17 protein-coding genes are annotated in these 22465 nt (G+C 55.3%); 5 read left to right on the forward strand and 12 right to left on the reverse strand.

Going from position 1 to position 22465, the window contains the following annotated elements; genetic code table 11:
• Window positions 1-94: 94 nt before the first annotated feature.
• Window positions 95-958: an AraC family transcriptional regulator gene (locus ACO2Q8_RS08085; RefSeq protein ID WP_423344283.1), complete on the forward strand. Its 864-nt coding sequence runs from the start codon at window positions 95-97 to the stop codon at window positions 956-958.
• Between the two features lie 109 nt (window positions 959-1067).
• On the opposite strand, the gene ACO2Q8_RS08090 is transcribed toward ACO2Q8_RS08085, so the two are convergent.
• Window positions 1068-3182 (reverse strand): PQQ-binding-like beta-propeller repeat protein, encoded by a 2115-nt coding sequence (locus ACO2Q8_RS08090; RefSeq protein ID WP_423344284.1) that lies wholly within the window; start codon window positions 3180-3182, stop codon window positions 1068-1070.
• 100 nt (window positions 3183-3282) lie between these two features.
• Here ACO2Q8_RS08090 and ACO2Q8_RS08095 point away from each other — a divergent pair, with 100 nt between their 5' ends.
• The 3 genes from ACO2Q8_RS08095 to ACO2Q8_RS08105 all read left to right on the forward strand — a co-directional run bounded on the left by ACO2Q8_RS08095 (window position 3283) and on the right by ACO2Q8_RS08105 (window position 6575).
• The gene (locus ACO2Q8_RS08095; RefSeq protein WP_423344285.1) at window positions 3283-4659 is read left to right on the forward strand and encodes an L-serine ammonia-lyase; all 1377 of its coding nucleotides are present in this window, start codon (window positions 3283-3285) and stop codon (window positions 4657-4659) included.
• 111 nt (window positions 4660-4770) lie between these two features.
• Window positions 4771-5844, forward strand: coding sequence for an AI-2E family transporter (locus ACO2Q8_RS08100; RefSeq protein WP_423344286.1), 1074 nt, complete (start codon window positions 4771-4773; stop codon window positions 5842-5844).
• Window positions 5845-5900: 56 nt separating this feature from the next.
• Window positions 5901-6575 (forward strand): START domain-containing protein, encoded by a 675-nt coding sequence (locus tag ACO2Q8_RS08105; protein WP_423344287.1) that lies wholly within the window; start codon window positions 5901-5903, stop codon window positions 6573-6575.
• A gap of 356 nt (window positions 6576-6931) precedes the next feature.
• On the opposite strand, the gene ACO2Q8_RS08110 is transcribed toward ACO2Q8_RS08105, so the two are convergent.
• From ACO2Q8_RS08110 to ACO2Q8_RS08160, 11 genes are all read right to left on the reverse strand, one after another.
• Complete coding sequence (locus ACO2Q8_RS08110) at window positions 6932-8890, reverse strand: glycoside hydrolase family 127 protein (protein WP_423344288.1); 1959 nt, start codon at window positions 8888-8890, stop codon at window positions 6932-6934.
• A 12-nt stretch (window positions 8891-8902) separates the two neighbouring features.
• Window positions 8903-12247 carry a UvrD-helicase domain-containing protein gene (locus ACO2Q8_RS08115; RefSeq protein WP_423344289.1) on the reverse strand — a complete coding sequence of 1115 codons (3345 nt, stop codon included), beginning with the start codon at window positions 12245-12247 and terminating at the stop codon, window positions 8903-8905.
• 142 nt (window positions 12248-12389) lie between these two features.
• On the reverse strand, window positions 12390-12923 hold the full coding sequence (locus ACO2Q8_RS08120) for a hypothetical protein (protein WP_423344290.1): 534 nt from the start codon (window positions 12921-12923) through the stop codon (window positions 12390-12392).
• 16 nt (window positions 12924-12939) lie between these two features.
• A complete protein-coding gene (hisC, locus tag ACO2Q8_RS08125) occupies window positions 12940-14037 on the reverse strand; it encodes a histidinol-phosphate transaminase (RefSeq protein WP_423344291.1) in 1098 nt (365 codons plus the stop codon).
• Window positions 14038-14048: 11 nt separating this feature from the next.
• Window positions 14049-14372 carry a type II toxin-antitoxin system VapC family toxin gene (locus tag ACO2Q8_RS08130; RefSeq protein WP_423344292.1) on the reverse strand — a complete coding sequence of 108 codons (324 nt, stop codon included), beginning with the start codon at window positions 14370-14372 and terminating at the stop codon, window positions 14049-14051.
• Between the two features lie 47 nt (window positions 14373-14419).
• On the reverse strand, window positions 14420-14653 hold the full coding sequence (locus ACO2Q8_RS08135) for a hypothetical protein (protein ID WP_423344293.1): 234 nt from the start codon (window positions 14651-14653) through the stop codon (window positions 14420-14422).
• A 15-nt stretch (window positions 14654-14668) separates the two neighbouring features.
• The gene (locus ACO2Q8_RS08140) at window positions 14669-14887 is read right to left on the reverse strand and encodes a hypothetical protein (RefSeq protein ID WP_423344294.1); all 219 of its coding nucleotides are present in this window, start codon (window positions 14885-14887) and stop codon (window positions 14669-14671) included.
• Window positions 14888-14916: 29 nt separating this feature from the next.
• On the reverse strand, window positions 14917-16200 hold the full coding sequence (gene hisD, locus ACO2Q8_RS08145; protein ID WP_423344295.1) for a histidinol dehydrogenase: 1284 nt from the start codon (window positions 16198-16200) through the stop codon (window positions 14917-14919).
• 171 nt (window positions 16201-16371) lie between these two features.
• Window positions 16372-17232: an ATP phosphoribosyltransferase gene (gene hisG / locus ACO2Q8_RS08150; protein WP_423344296.1), complete on the reverse strand. Its 861-nt coding sequence runs from the start codon at window positions 17230-17232 to the stop codon at window positions 16372-16374.
• 53 nt (window positions 17233-17285) lie between these two features.
• Window positions 17286-18326, reverse strand: coding sequence for an isoaspartyl peptidase/L-asparaginase family protein (locus ACO2Q8_RS08155; protein ID WP_423344297.1), 1041 nt, complete (start codon window positions 18324-18326; stop codon window positions 17286-17288).
• Between the two features lie 84 nt (window positions 18327-18410).
• Entirely contained in the window at window positions 18411-19169 is a 759-nt protein-coding gene (locus tag ACO2Q8_RS08160; RefSeq protein ID WP_423344298.1) for a hypothetical protein, read from the reverse strand.
• A 171-nt stretch (window positions 19170-19340) separates the two neighbouring features.
• On the opposite strand from ACO2Q8_RS08160, the gene ACO2Q8_RS08165 reads away from it, so the two are divergent.
• Complete coding sequence (locus ACO2Q8_RS08165) at window positions 19341-22379, forward strand: amidohydrolase family protein (RefSeq protein ID WP_423344299.1); 3039 nt, start codon at window positions 19341-19343, stop codon at window positions 22377-22379.
• Window positions 22380-22465: the final 86 nt, after the last annotated feature.

Below are 22465 nucleotides of genomic sequence, written 5' to 3' on the forward strand. Positions count from 1 at the left end.
TTTTTAGTCTCATTGCCTGATTTCGATGCTATATTGATCTAATCTTTGAATGATTAGGGTCGTTTGTGTTAATTGGGGACTGATTTTAAAGAAAATGAAGCCTCAATTTGAAAAAATAGACCCAGAGTTCGGAAGTTCGTTCCGCCTGATGCACCATACCGAACCGAACAGTTGCTGGGTTTACTGGCATTATCATCCCGAGCATGAGATCGTCTATGTGCCGCGTGGCCGGGGCAAACGGCACATCGGCCACCATGTGTCGACGTACGAAGACGGTGAACTGGTGTTTTTGGGGCCGAACCTGCCGCATCTAAATTTCAGTCATGGTATTGTCGGGGAGTTTGAGGAAATTGTCGTGCAGTTGCGGGAGGATTTTTTGGGAAAGGTTTTTCTGCAAAAACCGGAATTGGCAGCCATTCGGCGGCTGTTTACCCGGGCACACGGCGGGCTTTCATTTTACGGTGAGACTAAGCGCCGGGTAGGACCGCAGGTGGCCGCACTGGTGAGCCTACCGCCGTTCGAACGGATGCTGAACCTATTGGCAATTTTTCAGCAACTCGCCGTTTCAACGGAATACCAGGTACTGAACACACAGGAGATTGGGCTTGACCTGAACGGACGCGAACAGGAGCGCATCAACCGGATTTATAGGTTTGTCGAAGGCCATTTTGCCCAGCCCATTGCGATTGGGCAGGTGGCTTCGCTGGCCAACCTGACGGTTCCGGCGTTTTGCCGGTATTTCAAAAAAATGACGCAGATGACCTTCACCGATTTCGTCAACGAATTCCGGATTACGCAGGCCCGCAAGCTCCTGACGGGCGACCGTAGCATTGGCGAGGTCTGTTTCGAGAGCGGTTTTAACAACCTCTCGCACTTCAACAAGGTTTTCAAGCAACGAACCGGACAAACGCCGGGGGAATATCGTCTTGAACTGGGATTACGCAGATTCAAGGATTAACCGTCCTGAACTTGGATTACACGGATTAAAAGATTAACTGGGATGGCTACCGCAGTCTTTTATATCCTGGTTAATCCTTGAATCTGCGTAATCCAGGTTCCGAAACTTTTCACGGCAGCGCAAACGCTACGTAACTATCGCCCTTCTTCGTCCCTAATTTGGTTCCTCCGCAGGCGATGACGATGTACTGTTTGCCGTTGACTTCGTAGGTGCTGGGCGTGGCATACCCGGCGGCCGGGAGTTCGGTTTGCCAGAGGACGTTGCCGGTTTTCTTGTCGATCACCCGGAACATGCCGTCTTTGCTGGCGGCAATAAACAGCAGTCCGCTGGCCGTCACGACGGGGCCACCGTAGCTCTCAGCCCCGGTGGGTGGAATGCCTTTGGCCGTCAGTTCTTTCAATTCGCCGAACGGTTTTTGCCACAGGTGTTCGCCGGTATTGAGGTCGATGGCCGTCAGTGTACCCCAGGGCGGACGAATGCCAGGGTACCCCTTGTTGTCCAGAAATTTCGTGTAGCCATTGAATTTGTAGGGGACGTAGGGTTCTTTTTTGCCGGGCTTGGTGGAGGTTGCTTCCACTTTTTCGTCGCCGAACAAAAAGGCGGTCAGCGTCTGTTTTTCCATTTCCGACAGGCGCGTAAAGCCGGGCATCATGCCTTTACCGCTGCCAATGAGCTTGTGAACGTAGTCACGATCCCGACGTTGGCCGATGCCCACGAGTGAAGGGTAGCCGCTGGTCGGATTGCCTTTGCGATCGGGGCGGTGGCAAACCGAGCAGTTCACCGTATACAGCCGTTCGCCGGGGCTTAGGTGCGCCAGTTCTTCGTCTTTGGGCGTATCCCGCAGGCTCAGCAGCCAGGCCATTTCGTTGGCATTCACGTACATAATCCCGTCCGGATCGACGGCGGCTCCACCCCATTCAGCACCGCCATCCAGGCCGGGATAAACGAGCGTCGGCGTTTTGCCCAACGGCTGAAACGGGCCGGTTTTCGAACGCCGGAAGGTGGCAACGAGCGAATCCCGGTTTTCGGCATACGGGTTCAAATCGGCTTCGGTGATGGTCTGGCGGGCAAAGGGAGCCGGTTTGGTCGGCACGGGTTGCGTGGGCCAGGTCGGTTCGTCGGGCAAATCGGATTTGGGGTAAGGCACTTCCCGAATCGGGAACAACGGTTTGCCGGTGACGCGGTCAAACACAAACACATGGCCCGATTTGGTCACCTGGGCCACGGCGTCGACGGTTTTGCCGTTCATCCGAAGTGTCACAAGATTGGGTGGTGCGGGAAGGTCGCGGTCCCAGATGTCGTGGTGAACAAACTGGAAGTGCCAGAGCCGTTTGCCGGTTTTGGCATCCAGCGCCAGCAGGCAGTTGGCAAACAGGTTCTGCCCTTTGCGGTTTCCCCCGTAAAAGTCGAAAGCCGCCGAACCGGTCGGCACGTACACAATGCCGCGCTTCCGGTCGATCGACATGCCCGACCAGTTGTTGGCCCCGCCCACGTTGGTGTTTTTATAGGTATCCTTCGGCCAGGTGTCGTAGCCGTATTCGCCGGGATTGGGGATGGTCCGGAACACCCAGGCAATTTGCCCCGTCCGGACGTTGAACGCCTGGATGTAGCCCGGGGCAGCATCCGATGCTTCCGAAAGCCGCAGCGGCATAATGATCAGATCGCCGAAAACCGTGCCGGGTGTGTTGGAAATCACGAATTTATCCACGGCCATCGGACCCAACCCGGCTTTCAGGCTGGCTTTTCCGTTGGTGCCAAAACCGGGAATCAGCACGCCCGTGCGGGCATCGACAGCGCAGAGCGAGGGGCCGGAGGCAAACAAAATTCGTTGATCCTCTTTATCGCGCCAGTAGGTCACTCCCCGGAGCGTGTTGACCCCGCCCCGGCTGGATTCGGCAAACCGCCATTTCTCCTGTCCCGTCGCGGCATCGAGCGCAAAAATCTGATTCGATGCCGTGACGCCGTACAGCGTGCCCTCGACGATGATGGGGTTGCACTGGACCTGGCCGGAATCTTTCGAGTGATATTCCCAGGCAATTTGTAATTTGCTGACGTTCGAAGCGTTGATCTGATCGAGCGGAGAGTAATGGTTGCGGTCGGGGCCACCGAGGTATTCGGACCACTCGCGGGAAGTAGTAATTTCAGGTGGGTTAGGGGAGGTGAATTGCGTCGCCGTAAACAGCGCAGCCGACAGCACCAGAGCTGGCAGTACCAATCGTCTCATTTGGTTCAGGAAATGGTTCAACCGTCAGTCGGAATTCGGGAACAGGGTCCGGAAACGGATCAGAAAGATACAACTTCATCAGCATTGCTTTATACAGTTTATGAATAATTCGCCCATTACCACCTCAATTTTTGATTTGTTCAAAGTCGGGCCGGGGCCGTCGAGTTCGCATACGATCGGCCCGATGAAAGCGGCTTTTGACTTTTTGCAGCGGATTCGGCAATTGCCCGAATCGATTCGCCAGGAAGCCAATGCCATTCAGGTGCATCTATACGGTTCGCTAAGCGCCACGGGCAAGGGCCACGGCACCGACCGGGCCGTGGTAGCGGGCTTGCTCGGCTGGCAACCCGAATCGACCGATCCGGTGGCTTTGCTGGCCTTACTGAAAGATCCGACGACTTCTTATCCGGTACAGATTGGCGAAAAAACCGTTGCGCTCAAACCGGAACATATTCATTTTGAGCGAAAAAAATACGATTCGCCGTTTGCCAACACGGTGGTTTTCGAACTGACTTCGGGCGGAAAGCCGGTTTTTTCCGAAGAATACTACTCGATTGGCGGGGGCTTTATCGTCCGGAAAGGGGAGGAGACCGCCGAACCGTCGTCGGCCAACCTTCCGTATCCGTACCAGACCATGAAGGAATTGAAAAACCAGCTGACCGTTCACGCCCTGACGCTGGAGCAATTGATGCTGGCGAACGAAATGGCCCTGACGGGCCGCCCGGCGAAGGAAATTAACCAACGCATCGACCTGATTATGGACTTTATGCACAAAGCCGTCCGGCGCGGACTGCGGCATACCGGCACCTTGCCCGGATCGATCAAACTGCGCCGGAAAGCGCCGGTTTTGTACCAGCAGGCGCGGGGCCTGGTGCAGTCGTCGGATAGTTTTTTAATTTTCCTGAATGCGTATTGCCTGGCGGCATCGGAAGAAAACGCGGCTGGCGGCATTGTCGTGACAGCCCCAACTTCGGGCGCATCCGGCGTCATTCCGGGGCTAACCTACCTGGCCCGGCATCATTTTCATTACGACAAAGCCACACTGCGGAAAGGCATGTGGGCGGCAGCCGCCGTCGGTTTTCTGGTCAAACACAACGCCAGTATTTCGGGGGCGGAGATGGGTTGTATGGGCGAAATCGGCACGGCTTCGGCGATGGGAGCGGCTTTTCTGACCTATTGTGCCGGGAAACCGATCGAAGCCGTGGAAGCTGCCGCCGAAATCGGCATCGAACATCACCTGGGTATGACCTGCGACCCCATCGGAGGCTATGTCCAGATTCCGTGCATCGAACGGAACGCGATGGGGGCTGTCAAAGCCTACAATGCGTTTCTGCTAGCGACGGCCGGAACGCCCGCCAACCAGAAAATCTCGCTGGACGCCGTCATCAAGGTCATGAAAGCCACCGGGCGCGACATGTCGACCAAATACAAGGAGACCTCCGAAGCGGGACTGGCTCTGAGCGCCACCGAGTGCTGACCGAGCAGAAAAGATGCTTTTTCGGTCGAAAAAAAGCCTCATTTCGGACTTGTGTAAACAATACGCGCGGCAAATCGAGTTTATACCGTAGCTTGTCTTATCAAACGTTATATGGCTACCATCTACACCCCCAAACAGCAACGCGTTCTCCTGATTGTCAGTCTGATTATCATCGCCGGTTTTATCCTGGTCGGGCTCAGGCAATACACCATCGCGTTGCTCGGCTCCGGAATTGTTTACGTGATTTTTCGCCCCTGGTTTAACAACCTGGTTCACAAGCGCAAGTGGAACCGACTGCTAGTTACCATTCTGCTGATTCTGTTTTCCATTGTCGTGATTATCATGCCATTTATGGCACTGAGTCTGTTGCTAATCAACCGGATACAATACTACAGCCAGAACACCGGCCAGATTCTGCAATTGATCGAGAAACTGGAAAAAGCCACCGGGATACAATTGACCGATCAGGCCAACATCAAAAACCTGGTGCAGCAGGGCGCCGGTTTTGCCAGTCGGCAATTTCCGTCGGTGCTGAGCGGCACGCTGGATGTGGTCATTTCGCTGGGCTTGCTGTACGTGGGTTTGTACTTTATTTTCATGGAAGAAGAAAAATTCCTGAAAGGCCTGAACAAGTATTTGCCCTTCGAAAACGGCACGTTGAAGGAACTCGGCGAGGATCTGAAAAACATGGTCAACGCCAACATCCTGGGGCAGGCGCTGGTGTCATTGGTTCAGGCCGTTCTGACGGGGCTGACGCTCTGGATTTTTGGCGTGCCCGACGCGGCTTTCTGGGGTACGGTGGCCTTTTTCTTCGCCTTCATTCCGATTCTCGGAACGCCCATCGTTTGGGGGCCGGCTGGTCTTATTATGATTTCGCAGGGCGAAACCGGAAGCGGCATCGGTATTCTGGCCGTGGGAGCGGTGGTCATCATCAACGTCGATAACCTGTTGCGGGTGATGTTAGCCAAGCGCATGGGCGATGTCCATCCGTTCATCACCCTGACCGGTATTGTACTTGGCGTGCCGGTTTTTGGGATTTTGGGGTTAGTGATTGGGCCGTTGCTGCTGGCGTATTTCATCGTGCTGTTCCGGGTCTTTGAACAGCAAAACCGGCGCTTAAAGCTCGAAGCCGAGAAAGAGAACCAGAAAGTTGCCGAAAAAGCCGAGAAGTCGCTACGACCGTAAGGGTCTGGCGTGTTGCTTAGTCAGTCTGAAAAATTGCTTACCCACCGGTTTTTTATATGATGAAGTGGCAAAAAAAGCCTGTACTGGCGTTGGTCTGGTGGCTAGTGCTGCCCGGTATCGGATTGGGGCAGGAGTCAGACCGTGCCCCGACTCCGTGGAAGCTGGAAAAAGATAAGAAGGGCATTCAGGTATATTCGCGTCAGGTAGCGGACTCGAAAGTAAAAGAAGTCAGGGTAACCTGCGAAATCCGAGGGACACTGGCACAAGTGGTGGCCTTTGTGACCGGGATCGAGCACTATCCGGAAATCATGGACCGCGTGGCCGAAGCCTACATTATTCAGCGTCTAAACGATCGGGAATTGTACTATTACCACGCCCTGGACATCCCCTGGCCCGCTTCCGACCGCGAGGTGGTGATGCACATGAAGGCGGAATGGGATGACAATGCCCGGCAACTGGTCATTTCTGCCAACAATGTACCCGGCCGCGTTGCCGATCAACCCGGCCGGGTGCGGGTGCCGCTCTGGCGTTCGAAGTGGGTGGTGCAGGAAGTGGGCCTCAATCGCTTACGGATTGCGTATACCTTTCAGGTCGATCCGGGTGGGGGAATTCCGGTTTGGCTCACGAATGCCCTGATTGCCAACGCGCCCTATCAGTCGTTCGCGAAGATGGAACAACAACTGGAATTGCCCTACTACCAAAACCGTTCCTTCAGCTTTTTGAAACCGTAATGGCAGAATCGGGTCGCTTAGGCCCGGAAATACTGCAACTCCACCAATCCGCGTTCGTGCGCTTGTCTGCTGATCGAATTGATCGGCCGAAGTGTACCAGAATTTATCCACGAACAGACGGAGCGATTCGGGCGGCTCCCGGACAATGACCTTCATAGGCGAAAAGATTCCTGTTCTGAACGCGATAAAAACGCAGGAAGTTTCGAGCTTTCCACTCGGTCGGTAGTCCTCTGCAACTACTTACAAAAAAAGTAACGTCCGGAGCGTTACTTTTCAACGAGCCTTACGTCTAAGCGAAATTCCTATTATTATTCGGTCATGTTTGAAAAATAGCGCGTCTATTTTTCATGACCGATTTATTTGGCAAGTTGCCCGAACCAGACCGTCATCTCCGTAGCCCCCCGATTATTCCAGGCATAGTACGGAATCAGGGTCATCGGTTTGGATCCGGCGGTTTTCAAGATCATGACCCCCCCCAGCAATTCTTTGCGGTACTCTGGGCTATAGGATTGATTAGTAGCGTGGGTGAGACTCAGGGCTTTACCGTCATTGTCAACCCCCTCGGCGCAGTAGACCACCGGCCCGCGTTCAATGGAAACTTTTCCCTGATCGGCCTTTACTTTTTCGTTGGCTAGTACCTCCCGAATAGGCATATCAAGGGTCAGAGTGACAACATCGCCCGGTTTCCAGGTCCGGAACAGTTTCGCGTAGCCATTTTCGAGCACCACCGGAACGGTCTGGCCATTGACGGTCAGCTTGACACCCGTCGGCCGGGCAGTTGCGTATCGGTATAAATCACCCGGCATGGGGTGGTTGCGGGCCCAGCCCGGAATCCGGATCAGGACCGGAAAGGCGATGGCTTTCTTCGGCGAAACGCCCAGTTTGATGGCGCCCTCCCAGGGGTATTGGGTCTGCTGCTGAATCGTCACCGCCGTTCCGTTCATCGTCACCTCGGTCTGGCTGTCGGTGAACAGGTTGACAAACAGTTCGTTGTTGCGAAGGGCGTAAATATAACCAGGCAACGACGGCAAAAGCCGGGCGACGTTGCTCGGGCAGCAATTGACTCCAAACCAGGGTGACCGCTTGGCCGGTTCGCCGTTGCCAAAGTCCCGCTTGCCGTTCGACGACATCGGGTTGACGTAGAAAAATTTGTTGCCTTCCAGCGAGACCCCGCCCAGAAAACCGTTGTACAACACCCGTTCAAAAACGTCCATGTACTTTGCATCGCCGGTTAGCAAAAACAGCCGGTGGTTCCAGAGCAGGTTGGCGACGGCCGCGCAGGTTTCGGCATAAGCCGCATCGTTGGGCAGCACGTACGGATCATCGAAAGCTTCACCGTTTTCGCGCGCGCCCACGCCCCCCGTGACGTATTGTTTGCGGGTGGTGGCATCCTGCCATATTTTCATCACGGCCTCCCGGATGGCCTGATCGTTTTGCAGAGCCGCCAGGTCGGTCAACCCGGCGTAGAGGTATTGCGCCCGGACCGCGTGCCCCACGGCTTCGGTTTGCTGGACGACCGGTTTATGATCCTGAAAATAAGCCGGACCGAGGTTGTGGGCATCCAGAAACAAGGGGCGTTTGTCGGACCGCCCACGCATATCGACCATAAACCGGGCTAGGTCCACGTAGCGTTTGTTGCCTGTCACCCGGTACAATTTGACCAGGGCAATTTCGATTTCTTCATGGCCCGGCACCACCACCAACTGGCCCGGTTTCGGACCGATGGTCTTGACCAGGTGGTTGGCGTTTTTGATGGCGATATCCAGAAATGCCCGCTTACCGGTCGCCTGAAAGTGCGCAATGGCGGCTTCGTAGAGATGGCCAACGTTATAAAGTTCGTGACTCCCGTTTTCGAACGAATAGCGGTAAGGCCCGGCAATCCAGTCTTTTAAACCGGTGCTGTCCTTGAAAATCGTGCGGATTGTGTACAGATAACCGTCGGGTTCCTGGGCAGCTCCGATGAGCGTAATCAGGCTGTCGAGGTAGCGGTCCAGTTTAGGGTCGTAGCGGTTTTGGAGCGAATAGGCAGCTCCTTCCATCACCTTGTACACATCCGATTCGTCGAAGCGAATGCCGTTGAAGGTGCCTTTTTTCAAGCCCCCGGCTACGGCAAAATTGTCGAACTTGCCATATTCGGTAAACTTCTGAAATGCATGCGGAATCGTCACAGTGCGGGCTTTTTCCATCCAGTCGTACCAGAAACCGGATTGAACCCTGACGTTCGAGAGCGGAACGGCCGTAATCGGGTACTCCTGCGCCAGTCCGATCCGGACCGAGACAAACAGGCAAATTAACCACAAAGAATACTTCGTCATGCGTTGAGTCAATTAGTTGATTTTCAAAATACCGGCATCCGGTACCGTTACCAGCCAGCCTTCAGTTTCCGAATGGCCCATCTGGCGGTACAATTTTAGAAACGACTGCATTTTGGCCCGTTGTGATTCGTCCGGTGCTTCGGTCAGGTAACTGACCAGAACGATTTTCTCCGGAAAATACACCACGCGATTCGGGCCGCTGCGCTGTGGGTTGGAGTCCGGCCCCTTATTGACCAGAATCCGGCGGTTTTGGTCGGCCCGGTGAGCGGGTTCGAACAACGGGCGGAGGTCCGGATGGCTCAGCAACGTACCCAGGGCTGAGCGCAAGGCGTCTTGCTCCGACGCCCGGAGCTGCCCTTCGGCCACGAGCCGAAGTACGGTTTTCTCCACATCATCCGGCGTTTGAATCATCGTCAGGGCCGTGCAGACTTTCTGCCACCAGGCCCGGTTTTTCTCGAAAACCACCGGGTCGAACGTCCGCTCGATGCGCCGGAGCCGGAGCGGGCGGGAGCCTTCCCGGTTATTCATGAATACCGAAAAAGGGATGCTGTTGTTTGCGGTTTCGTGGTTTCCGGCCGGTTTGGTGAGATAATCGTACAGGCTGTAGCTCCGTTTTTCGTCGTCCCAACAGCAATTGCCGCGCAGGTCGTTGAGGTAGGTGTATAGCCAGAAATCGATGCCGCCCGCGTTTTTAAACCCTTCCTCTTTGTTGGGTGAATAGTCCTGTTTGGCCGCGATGATGTAGAGCCGGTCGGTCGGGCGAGTGAAGGCCACATACACCAGATTCATACACTCGACGAAGGTGCGGTAGAGTTCGTCCCGGTACTGGGCCGACAGGGGCGTATCGTCCAGGTCTTTCCGCAGGGTGATCGTGGCGGTTTGCAACCGGCGGCTTTCCGTACGGGTACTTCCCGGAACCGTCAGTTCCTCCAGTTCGCCGAGCGAGCCCAGATCGGCCCACATCGTCTCGTTGTTGCGTGGTTTGAACGACCAGTCGGCGAAGGGGATAATCACGACGGGGTATTCCAGCCCTTTTGACTTGTGAATTGTCTGAATGGTCACGGCGTCCTGGTCGGGCGGGGCGCTGACGGAGACTTTTTCCTGAGCGGTTTGCCAGTAGGTCAGAAAGTCGGACAAATGGCTGCTGTACCGGCTGGTGTAACTGAGCACCTCGTCCATAAACCGGAACAGGTAGGCACTATCCCGCTCATGATCGTACAAATCGAAATAATCCGCCAGCTTTTCGGCCAGTTCGTATAAACTCAGTTGTTGCAGCAGGTCCGGGTCGAGGGGTGCTTTGTCGATCTTCGAAATCAGGCTAAAAATTCGTTCGATGTCCTCGGCCTTCGCCATCTCGTCCATGAACTCCATCAACTCGGCGTTGGGCCGGTCGGGGTTGATGAGCCGGGTGTACAGAAACAGCATGTCGTAGCGCACCATGCGGTTTTCGGGCTGGTGCAGCAGTTGCAGGAGCGACACCAGAAACCGCACCCGCTCCGAGGATTGCAGCGTCAACGAGTCTTCGGAAGTCAGCGGGATGTCGTTGGCTTCAAGGTAATCGGCAATCCGTCGGGCGTTTTTCTTGAACCGGCACAACACCGCAATATCGCTGTAGGCATACCCGTCGGCCACGGATTTCTGAATCAGTTCGAGCGTCCGTTCGACCATCTGGGTCGTAAAATCCGGCCCATCCTCATCGGCCGGTTTCGCAAACCGGTCCGGTTTTTCGATGAAATCAAGTTGAACATGCCCCTGAATGCCCGCCTTGGCGGAATTTTGCCGAAATTCTTCGTCGAAGACTTCGGTCACCTTCTGAAATTCGGTGTCGGCGTAAAAACCGGCCAGAAAATGAAAAAAGCTGTTGTTGAACTCCACGATGGACTCGGCGCTCCGCCAGTTGGTCGCCAGCCGGTCGGGCTGGAGGTGGGATTGCAAACCCGATAATCGCTCAAACGTCATGTCGGCCGCATCATGGGCTGCCAGCAGAGGATCGAGTTTGCCGCTGTGCAAGGCCACGATCTGGTCCATGTCGCCCCCCCGAAACCGGTAGATCGCCTGTTTGGCATCGCCTACGGCCAGGTTGAACCGCTGATAGGCTAAGTTGTTGTCTAATAAGGGTAAAAGGTTGACAAACTGAAGCTTTGATGTATCCTGGAATTCGTCGATCAGGATGTGGTGAAACTTTTCGCCCAGCCGTTCGTAGATAAACGGTACCGGTTCGCTCGTCACTACCTTCACAATCAGTCGGTTGAATTCCGAAATGTGAATGCGGTTTTGTTCACGCAGCAGTTCGTCGCATTCCTGCTGGATCTGTTTTAGCAGCGCTACTTTCTGCAGATGCTGCTCGATGGCTCCGAAGGTCTGGTAGCGTTGCCGGTTTTGTTGCCGGATTTCCTCGATTTGCCCGATGTACTCGCGCAACGTGTCCTTGATACCGTCGATGTAGTCGTGCTCGGGGAGTCGTTTTTTGCCACCCGTATACCAGACATCCTCCTCGATGGCTTTCCGAACGTAGGAGTTGGGGTCGTCCTGGAAATTCAGGTCGGTAGCCCGTTTTCGGAAATAAACCGCCACCCCGCTGCGGCCCTGGTAGAAGGCATTGTCGGGCAAACCGGCTTGTTGAATCAGTTGGTGGCCTTCCAGGGCTAGCTGCCGGATTTGTTCTTCGATTTGCCGGTTTTTCTCGCGCAGGTTTCGCCGGATGGTCCGGAAGTGCTCCGGGTTAAGTTCATTCAGTTTCTGGACAAAATCGTAATTCCGGTCGCCCAACTGTCCCTGCGAAAACTCCGCCAGGGTTTCGGCCAGGCTGTACCAGCTTTTGCCGTCCGAGGCATTTTCGAGGTAAAATTCTTCCAGGGCTTCCGACAGGTAGGGGTGATCTTCCTGCCCGACTTTTTCGAGCAACCGGTCGATGGCCGTTTGCAGCACCACCGCCGTGTCCATTTCTACCTCAAAGCTGTACGGCAATTCCAGGTCGTCGGTAAAGGCCGTTACGACGCGCTGCACGAAGCTGTCGATGGTCAGCACCGAAAACGACGAATAATCGTGCAGAATGGCGTGGAACGTCGCCCGGGCCCGGCCCTGAAGCTCGGTGGATTCGATGCCGAGTTCGCGGGCGAGTTCGGTAAGCTGGGAGTTGAGATTACCGGCCGCAATTTTCTGAAGCTGGTCCAGAATCCGGTCCTTCATGTCGCGGGCTGCCGCATTCGTAAACGTCACCGCCAGAATGTTCCGGAACTGGTGGGCTTCAAAGGCTTTACCCAGTTCAGTCCGGTCGCACAGGGCCAGTTTGAGGTACTCTTTCGTCAGGGTGTACGTTTTCCCCGATCCGGCGGATGAACTGAAGATTTTGAACATACTGGGAAGAAGGTGAAAGCTGTTTCGCGGACGGGGCCGCCCGGCGGTTGAGCGGAGGTTATCAGAGTTAAGCGGAGTAATTTTAAAAAAATCTCCGCTTAACTCTTTTCTTCTCCGCTTAATTCTGCGATACAGCCTTAACTTATAAATTCAACCGCACGCCCAGCCCGGATTGAAAACCGAGGAAGAACGGCGCGGGAATGACTTCAACGTAAGCACCGGTTTCCAGGAAGATCGAAAACGGTTTGTTGGGCAGAAAGTATTCCAGACCGGCCACGCCCGAACCACCGACCGAAATGGTGTTGTCGTAGGCGTTCACGGTGCTAAACCGGTCGGAGTAATACCGGCGGCTGTTCAATTGACCGCCAAAACCGTAGTAGTAGTGCAGCGATTCAGACTTTCCGATGCCCCCGTGCCACAGGTAATGCCCCTGGACGCTCAGGCCGACGTTTTTGTAAATACCTTTCCGGTAACTGCGCCGGTTGCCGTAAATCCCGCCGTAAGTGCCGATGTTCAGATCGAAGGCGTGATTATCCCCAAAATATTTCCGGACATTAATGCCTGCTGGTTCGCCGATGCGAAAGCCGACGGCCCAGTTGTTGGTTTGTGCCTGGGCTTTTTCGGTAATTGTCAAGCCAATCAATAAAAAAAAGAAGAGCAACGATAAACGTTTCATAGAGCTGAAAGGAGATTTAAACGGTTGTGGGTACCTGGTTTGCGTACGCAGTTAATATCGCCAACAACTGTTCATTCTCCGATTCGGTTCCCACCGTGATGCGCAGGCAACCTTCGCAGAGTTTCACCCGATGCCGGTCGCGCACGATAATTTGCTGGCCGATCAGGTAGTCGAAAACTGCTTTCGGATCGTCGAACCGGACCAGAACGAAGTTGGCGTCTGATGGGTAAACGTGCCGAACCAGCGGTAAATTGAGCAGATTTCGGATTAATTGTTCGCGCTGGGCCAAAATGTGGGCCACCATCTGGTCTTTCCCGGCGACGTTTTTCAGGGCTTGTACCAACAATTGCTGCGTCGGGCCGCTGATGTTGTAGGGCGGTTTTATTTTGTCGAGCACCTGAATGAGCGCTTCGGAGGCAAAGCACATGCCCGAACGTAAAGCCGCCAGGCCCCAGGCTTTCGAGAACGTTTGCAGCACGACCAGATTCGGGTACTGATCCAGCAAAGCCGTGAACGATTGCGTTTTGGCGAAATCGATGTAAGCTTCATCGACCACGACAAGTCCCGGGAAGCGATCTAGCAGCGTTAGAATGTCATTTTGGTTGATCAGATTGCCCGTTGGGTTGTTGGGGGAGCAGACGAACAGCAGTTTCGTCCGGGGCTGAATGGCCGCCAAAACCGCCGGAACGTCCAGTTGAAAATCCGGCGTGAGCGGGACTTTAATCAGCGCCACGTCGTTGATGGCCGCGCTCACCTCGTACATCCCGTAGGTGGGCGGCACAATCAAAATCGAATCCTGACCCGGTACGCAGGTGGCCCGAACGAGCAGATCGATGGGTTCGTCGGAGCCGTTGCCGATGAAAATCTGCGTCGGACGCACGCCCTTGATCGGGGCCAGCCGTTGTTTGATGGCCTGCTGGTGCGGGTCGGGGTAGCGGTTAAAATTGTCCTCCAAAACCGTCCCGTCCAGGGTGGCTTCGTCCAGTGTTGAACCAAACGGGTTTTCGTTGGCATCCAGAAACACGCCCTGTTTGCCGGTGTACTCGTCACGGGCCGAGGAGTAGGGGGTTAGCGTCAGGATGTGGGGGCGGAGGAGGGTATTGAGATTGAACATAAAAACAAAACTTAACGAATCGATTGTAAGGAAATGAGCTGCAAACCGTCCATGTCGGCAAAATCGGCGGTGTTGTTGGTCAGCAGCGGTAGCTGGTGCAGCAAGGCGGTGGCGGCAATGATGGCATCGCCCAGTGACCGTTTGCGTTGTTGCCGGAGACGGATGGCCTCGTTAATGATCTGTTCAGAAAGTGAAAAAGACGGAACGATTTGAAAAAAGACTTCAAATTTGATCCTGTCCTCGGTGGTCAACTTATGATAGCCTAACGTTTCAATCTTTATGATCTGAGAAACCCGCAGTCTGGATCTGTTGGCGTCCAGGTAATCGCGAAGCATCTCAAATTCCGGTCTGATGGAATAAATCACTACGTTCGTATCGACAATCATTCTTCTCGTCCCGGCAGGGGCCGGTCTTTACGAATTTCACGTTGCCAGGCAGACGGGTCATTGCCATATTTTTCGGCAATACCGCTCTTTGCTAGTTCTTCCAAAACCGCCTTTAAAGAGGGATGAGGGTTTTCTTTTTTCTCAAGAATCCGTCCATTCAGTCTGGAAACCAGCGAAAGCAAAAGGGCCTCATCCTCGGGTGAATCGATCTCAATCAACAACTGGCTCATGGTGCACACGCTTTTTCAGCAAGTTAAGTTCCTAATTTCACGTTGCCACTCCGATGGGTCTTCAATGGACGTAATACCACCCTGCGCGGCAATTTGCTCAGCGATTTCAAGAAAAGCCGATTTAAGCTCTTCCTGCGGCTTTTGATCAATCACCCGGGCATTGAACTTCGGCAACAGTGCAAGCAGCAAAGCCTTGTCTTCGGGGGGCGCAATTTCGATGGTGAGCTTTTCCATAACCGTATCTTTCCAGCAAGTTAACAAAATTACGCCGAATGGTTTTCGTGCAAACTCGCCAGCCGCAGACTGACCGCGTGTTTGTGGGCTTCCAACGATTCGGCTTCGGCCATCGCTTCAATCGTCGGCCCCAGCGCCCGAATCCCCTCGGCAGAAATGGATTGCACGGTGATTTTCTTAACGAAACTATCCAGCGAAACGCCACTGTAGGCCCGGGCAAATCCGTTGGTCGGCAGGGTGTGGTTGGTGCCGGAAGCATAATCGCCCGCCGATTCGGGGGTGTAGTTGCCCAGGAAAATCGACCCGGCATTCGTGATCCGTTCAGCCACGGTTTCGGCATTTTCCACGCTCAGAATCAGGTGTTCGGCGGCATAGGCATTCAGTAGGTCGATGGCGTCGTCCTTGGTTTCCACCAGGATGGCCTTGCTGTTGTGAATGGCCTTCGACGCCAGCTCGTGCCGGGGCAGGCGCTCCAGTTGGCTGATCAGGGCAATATGAACTGCTGTCAATACGTGTTTGTCGGTCGTGACCAGCAGCACCTGGCTGTCGGCACCGTGTTCGGCCTGGGAGAGCAGATCGGCGGCTACAAACGCCGGGATGGCGGTATGGTCGGCGTAAATGGCGACTTCCGACGGACCCGCAGGCATGTCGATGGCCATGCCTTCCTTGGCAATCAGCATCTTGGCCGCCGTCACGTACTGATTTCCCGGTCCGAAAATTTTGTACACTTTCGGAATGGATCGCGTTCCGTACGCCATAGCCGCAATGGCCTGCGCCCCTCCAACCCGAAACACCTTCGTAACGCCCACCAACTGAGCCGCGTACAGAATGGCCGGGTGGTCGCTGGGCGTGCAGAGAATCACCTCCCGGCAACCCGCCAGTTGGGCCGGAATGCCCAGCATCAGAACCGTGCTGAACAGGGGCGCTGTGCCGCCCGGTATGTACAAACCGACCTTCTCGATGCCCACACTCCGACGCCAGCAGGTCACGCCTGGCATGGTTTCAATTTTCTCGACGGGCTGACGCTGGGCTTCGTGAAATATCCGGATATTCCGATAAGCCAGCTGAATGGCGGTTTTTAGCTCAGCCGACAAGAGGGTTTCCGCTTCAGCAAACGCCGATGCCGGAACGGGCTGGCCGGTGTACGTGATTTTATCGAACTTCGCCGACAAGTCAGCCAACGCCTGGTCACCGTCCCGGCGGACCTGTGCCAGAATGGGTGCGACGGCCTGTTCAATCGCTTCCGTCGACTGCACGGGCCGAGCCAGCAAATCGGGCCATTCGTGGCGGGGCGGAAAAGAAATGAGTTGCATTTTTTTAGACGAAAGAGAATAATTCGTAGTTTACGATTTATAGTTTTTAGTTTACTGGTAACTAGTTAATTTTCAATAAGTTGCATTAATGTTAGACCATAAACTATAAACCGTAAACTATAAACTGAAAACAGTATACCGAAAAACTGTAAACTCTAACCCCGTCCCCAATCAATAAATCATTTTTTCAATCGGGATAACCAGAATACCCTGCGCACCGGCAGAACGGATGGCTTCGATGTTTTCCCAGAAATCGTTCTCGTTAATGACCGAATGGACCGAACTCCAGCCTTCCGTCGCCAGGGGCGTCACGGTCGGGCTTTTCATGCCCGGTAGCAACGATTTGATCTGGTCGAGGGCAGCGTTCGGGGCATTCAGGACGATGTACTTGTTATTCTTGGCCGCCTGGACGGCTTTAATCCGAAACAACAATTTGTCGAGAAGCGTTTGCTTGTCGGCTTCCAGAGTAGGCCGGGCAATCAGGATGGCTTCGGAGCGGAAAATGACTTCGACTTCCTTCAGGCCGTTGCTTAGTAGCGTGCTGCCCGAACTGACGATGTCGCAAATGGCTTCGGCCAGGCCGATGCCGGGGGCAATTTCCACCGACCCGCTGATTTCGTGGATGTCGGCCGTCACCTGCTGTTCCTGGAGGTAATTACCCAAAATGCGCGGGTAGGAGGTCGCAATGCTTTTGCCCTGCAAGTCCTGAATGCCATGCCATTCGGTGCCGCGCGGAATGGCCAGCGACAACCGGCATTTCGAAAAACCGAGCCGATGGACAGTTTCGACCTGATGCGTGGACTCCACAGCCACGTTTTCCCCGACAATCCCCAGATCGGCCACGCCGTCTTCGACGTAACCCGGAATATCATCGTCGCGCAGAAAAAGAAACTCGGCGGGGAAATTCGACGAAACGGATTTCAGTTTGCCGGTGCCGTAGTCGAACCGGATCCCGCACTCTTTGAACAACTGGTACGAATCCTCGCTCAGTCGCCCGGACTTTTGTAATGCAATTCGAAGAATAGAAGACACGTTGGATCGGGTCAGAATTTGAAGGCACAAAGGTAGGGAAAAAAGCCCTTCGATTAGCTAAAATAGCTTTCGGCCTGATAAACCGTTCCCGAAATCGTGGCCGATGTAACCGTGTAGCTGAATCCTTTCTGTACCGCAAACGCCCCGACTTCGCCCTGGCGGTTGAGGGCGATAAAACCGACCTGAAACTCTTTGGCCCGCACGGGGTCGCGTTTGACGATGCGCTCAACGGCCCGGCGACAGGCTTCTTTTGGGTTCAGACCCTGCCGCATGAATTCCACAACCAGATGCGACCCGCACATCCGGATCACCTCTTCGCCCTGGCCCGAGCAGGTAACCGCGCCGACCTCATTATCCACGTATAGCCCCGCGCCGATGATGGGCGAATCGCCAACGCGGCCGCGCATCTTGAAGCCCATGCCGCTGGTTGTACACATGCCTGAGAGGTTTCCGGCGGCATCGAGGGCGACGGTGCCCATCGTGTCGTGATTCGGGTCGCCGTTGTCGAGCTTGTTGGGCGCAACCGCTTTTTTGTCCTTCGAACCGGCCGGTTTCTGGTTCTCGATGTTGATCACCGGTTTATACTCCGATTTTTTGAGCCATTGTTTGTAGCTTTTATCAGCATCGGCCGAGAGTTTGCCGGATTCGAGCGGGAAGCCGTTGGCAACGGCAAACTGCTGGGCACCTTCGCCGACGAGCATGACGTGGGGCGTGGTGTCCATCACTTTCCGAGCCACCGAAACCGGGTGTTTGATCCGCTCCAGAAAGGCCACCGATCCGCAGTTGAACCGGTCGTCCATGATGCAGGAGTCCAGCGTCACGCGTCCGTCGCGGTCGGGGTTGCCGCCCAGGCCGACGCAGCAATTGATGTCGTTTTCGATGGCGATACCGGCCTGTTCGACGGCGTCGATGGCTTTGCCTCCGCCTTGCAGCAAGGGCCAGGCTGCGCCGTTGGCAATTTTTCCGCTGTCCCAGGTCGACACCACAATCGGTTGACCGGCAACCCGGTTTGATGAAAACAACGAAAACCGGTCAAGGCCCAGGTTCAGGAGAGGAAGCGCACTCAGGCGGAGAAACGAACGCCGACTTTTCATGGGAGAAAGCTATGTTAGGTTAGTAACGTGAGAATCGGCCGCAAGTTACGCGCAAAGTTGGATTAAAACCGGATTGGCCGCCACTCAAAGCGAATTATAATAGGCAAATAGTTCGGTCAGCGCTTCCCGGTTTTTCAAATCCGGTTTTCGGTCTTTCAGGTACGCGCTGATGCGGTCTTCTTTGTCCTGCATGACGCTGAGCAGGCTTTTCCGGCTGGGTGAAAGCTTCGTTAATGTTTTGCCGTCGCTGGTGTACCAGATGGCTTCCCGAATCAGTTCGGTGTCTTTGGAACCCGTGCTCAGGGCCGCGTTGTACGTCGGTTTCTTGACGTAGATCTGGTGCCGGATGAGCAGCTTCAGTTTGCCGTCGCCCACCTGTTCGAAGAAACCCCGGACATCGACGGGCGCGCCGACTTCGGTGGCATTGACAAACCGGGTGGTCTGGCCGTTGCGTTCCAGGCTAAACTGCTTCACGCGCTCTCCGCTGATGGCCTTGACGGTTTTGGCATCGACCCGGAATTCGAGGTCATTGGCCTGCAAATTATACCGCACGGGAACGTCCGTGATTTCCAGAATGGGTTGATTGCCCGGTTTTGCCATGTTCTGGTAAAACGTCACGGTGGTTTTGGCGAATGCCGTATCCAGGTACGGATACCCGAGGATGCGGCCTTCCGGGCCGGGCATGGTGTAAATCGGGGTGATGTCGTAGTTGGAAGCCCGGAAATACGGTCCCTGGTTCAACAGGTCGCGGGTGACGTTAGGCAGGGTGTTCTGGGCCTGAGCGCCTATCCGGAACGTCAAGGCCAAAATAAACAGGACGCAGGTAAAGGAACGAATTTTCATAGCTCACAGGATGCAATCGAATTCAATGGAAAATAATGGTAAAATTAAAAGATGTTCCTGGAAAAAACCGCTGAGCGCAAAATAGAATTTGGTTGTTAGGGCAAGGAAGTTACTCCTTTAGTAGATTTGTAAAAATTGTCTTCTTTTTCATCACCTAACTAACACCCACTGATGCGGAAACTTTTCCTAACGGGAATGCTGGCCTGGGGGCTGGCGCAACTCGGTTGGTCGCAGGTGACGTTTCCCCGGAATGGCGTCTACGACGAGCGACCGGGGCTGTATGCGTTCACCAATGCAACCATCATCGTTGACCCCAAAACCACCCTCGAATCGGCTACGCTGCTGATCCGGAACGGCCGGATTGAAGCCGTCGGCAAAACCGTCGCGATTCCGGCGGGGGCCGTGGTCGCCGATTTGAAAGGCAAGCGGATTTATCCGGGACTGGTCGATATCGAATCAGACTATGGCATGCCCGCCCTGCAACGAACCCCGCCCGGCGGTGGACGCGGGGTGCCCCAGTACGATTCCAACAAAAAAGGGGCTTACAACTGGAACCAGGCCATTCAGCCCGAAACCGACGCCGGAACGATTTTTAAAGCCAACGTCGCCCAGGCCAATGAACTCCGGAAACTGGGCTTCGGAGCCGTGGTTACCCACCAGCACGACGGCATCGCCCGGGGCAGCTCGGCGCTGGTGACGCTGGCCGACGACCGCGAAAACAACGTCGTCATCCGCGACCGCGTGGCCGGACACTATTCGTTCAGCAAAGGCACCTCGACCCAAACCTACCCGAACTCGCCGATGGGCGCGGTGGCCCTGCTGCGGCAAACCTATTACGACGCCGACTGGTACAAAAAAGCCGGAAAAACCGTCGAAGCCAACCTCTCCCTCGATGCCTTCAACCAGTTGCAAAGCTTTCCGTCGGTGTTCGAAGTGCCGGACAAACTGGGCGTGCTGCGGGCCAAAAAGATCGGCGAAGAATTCGGCATTCCGTACATTATCAAAACCGCCGGTGACGAATATCAGCGGCTCGACGAAGTGAAGGCAACCGGCGCGTCGCTGATCGTGCCGCTCAACTTCCCGCAGGCTTACGACGTGGAAGACGCCTGGGATGCCGACAACGTGACGCTGGCCGAGATGAAGCACTGGGAAATGGCCCCGGCCAACCCGGCGATGCTCGCCAAAGCCGGAATTTCGTTTGCGCTGACCACGGCGAACCTGCGCAATAAAACCGACTTCTGGGCGAATCTCCGCAAAGCCATCGACTACGGCCTGACCGAACAACAGGCGCTCACGGCCCTGACGACCACACCCGCCCAACTGCTGAAAATCGACAACGAAGTCGGGAGCCTGAAACCGGGTTTGCTGGCGAACTTCCTGATCACGTCCGACAACCTGTTCAGCGCCGACAACGTGATTCTGGAAAACTGGATTCGGGGCAAACAGTACGTGTATTCGGACAAAAACGCGGCCGATCTGCGCGGCACCTACAACCTGACCATCGGCGACCGCTCGAACCTGAAACTGACCATCAGCGGAAAACCGGGCAAACCGGAGTACCAGATTCAGGCCGATACCGTGAAAATTACGCCGAAAGTGGCTATCACCAACGACCTGCTTTCGATGCAGGTGCAACTGGATAAAAAGCAGTCCGGCACCACGCGGCTAACCGGTTATCGCGAGGGTTCTACGCTGAAAGGCGAAGGCGAGTTGCCGGACGGCAAAACCGTCAAATGGTCGGCGACGCTGGCGCAGCCGTTCCAGGCCGCAGCTGCAAAACCCGACACAGTGAAGAAAACCGTCCCGGAAATCGGCGGCTTGCTGTATCCGTTTGTCGGCATGGGCAATCCGGCCAAACCCAAAGCTCAGCCGATGCTGATTCGGAACGCGACGGTCTGGACGAACGAGAAAGAGGGCGTCATGCAAAACGCCGACGTGCTGGTGCAGAACGGCAAAATTGCGCAGGTCGGCAAGGGGCTGGCGGCTCCGGCGGGTGCACAGGTGATCGACGGCACCGGCAAACACCTGACCAACGGCATCATCGACGAACACTCGCACATTGCGCTCTACTCGATCAACGAGGGCGGGCAGTCCAGCTCGGCCGAGGTGCGGATGGGCGATGTGGTCAATTCGGAAGACATCAACATCTACCGCCAACTGGCCGGGGGCGTGACGACCTCGCAACTGCTGCACGGATCGGCCAACTCCATCGGCGGGCAATCGGCTCTCGTAAAACTGAAATGGGGGGAAGCACCCCAGAATCTGCTTATTCCGGGTGCCGACGGTTTTATCAAGTTTGCGCTGGGCGAGAACGTGAAGCAAGCCAACTGGGGCGATGCTGTCCGAATCCGGTTTCCGCAAACCCGGATGGGCGTCGAGCAGGTCTACTTCGACCACTTCACCCGTGCCCGAGAGTATGACAACGCCTGGAAAGCTTATAATAGCCTGAATGCGAAGGAAAAAGCCAAAGCCGTGCCGCCCCGGCGCGACATCGAACTCGACGCCCTGGCCGAAATCCTGAACAAAAAGCGGTTTATCACCTGCCACAGCTACGTGCAGTCGGAAATCAACATGCTGATGAAAGTGGCCGATTCGCTGGGTTTCAAGGTGAACACCTTCACGCACATTCTGGAAGGCTACAAAGTGGCCGATAAAATGGCGAAACACGGCGTCGGCGGCTCGACTTTTGCCGACTGGTGGGCCTACAAAATGGAGGTGAAAGACGCCATTCCGTACAATGCCGCCCTGATGGCGCGGGCCGGGGTGGTGGTGTCGATCAACTCCGACGACGCCGAAATGGCTCGCCGACTGAATCAGGAAGCCGCCAAAGCCGTCGAGTACGGCGGGATTTCGGAGGAAGACGCCTGGAAAATGGTGACGCTCAACCCGGCCAAACTGCTGCACCTGGATAACAAGCTGGGCAGCATCCGGGCGGGCAAGGACGCCGACCTCGTGCTCTGGAACAACAACCCGCTGGCGATCTACGCCCGGCCCGACAAAACCATCATCGAAGGTGCAGTGTATTTCGACGCCCAGGAAGACGACCGCAAGCGTGACGAGGTGCAGAAAGAACGCGCCCGGCTGATTCAGAAGATGCTGACTGCCAAAGCCGGTGGAGCCTCGACCCAACGCCCCACCTTCCGGCGGCAACGGATGTTCCACTGCGAAGACGTCGAAGGTGTGATGGCGGAAGGGGAGGAACAAAAATAATTTTATCCCTAAATCCCCTAAAAGGGACTTGGACGCGGCCCTGCCGGATGCAAAAGTCCCCTTTAGGGGATTTAGGGGTTTAAACC

Origin of the sequence: Larkinella sp. VNQ87 (genome assembly GCF_049445795.1) — a bacterium.
Lineage (GTDB): Bacteria > Bacteroidota > Bacteroidia > Cytophagales > Spirosomataceae > Larkinella.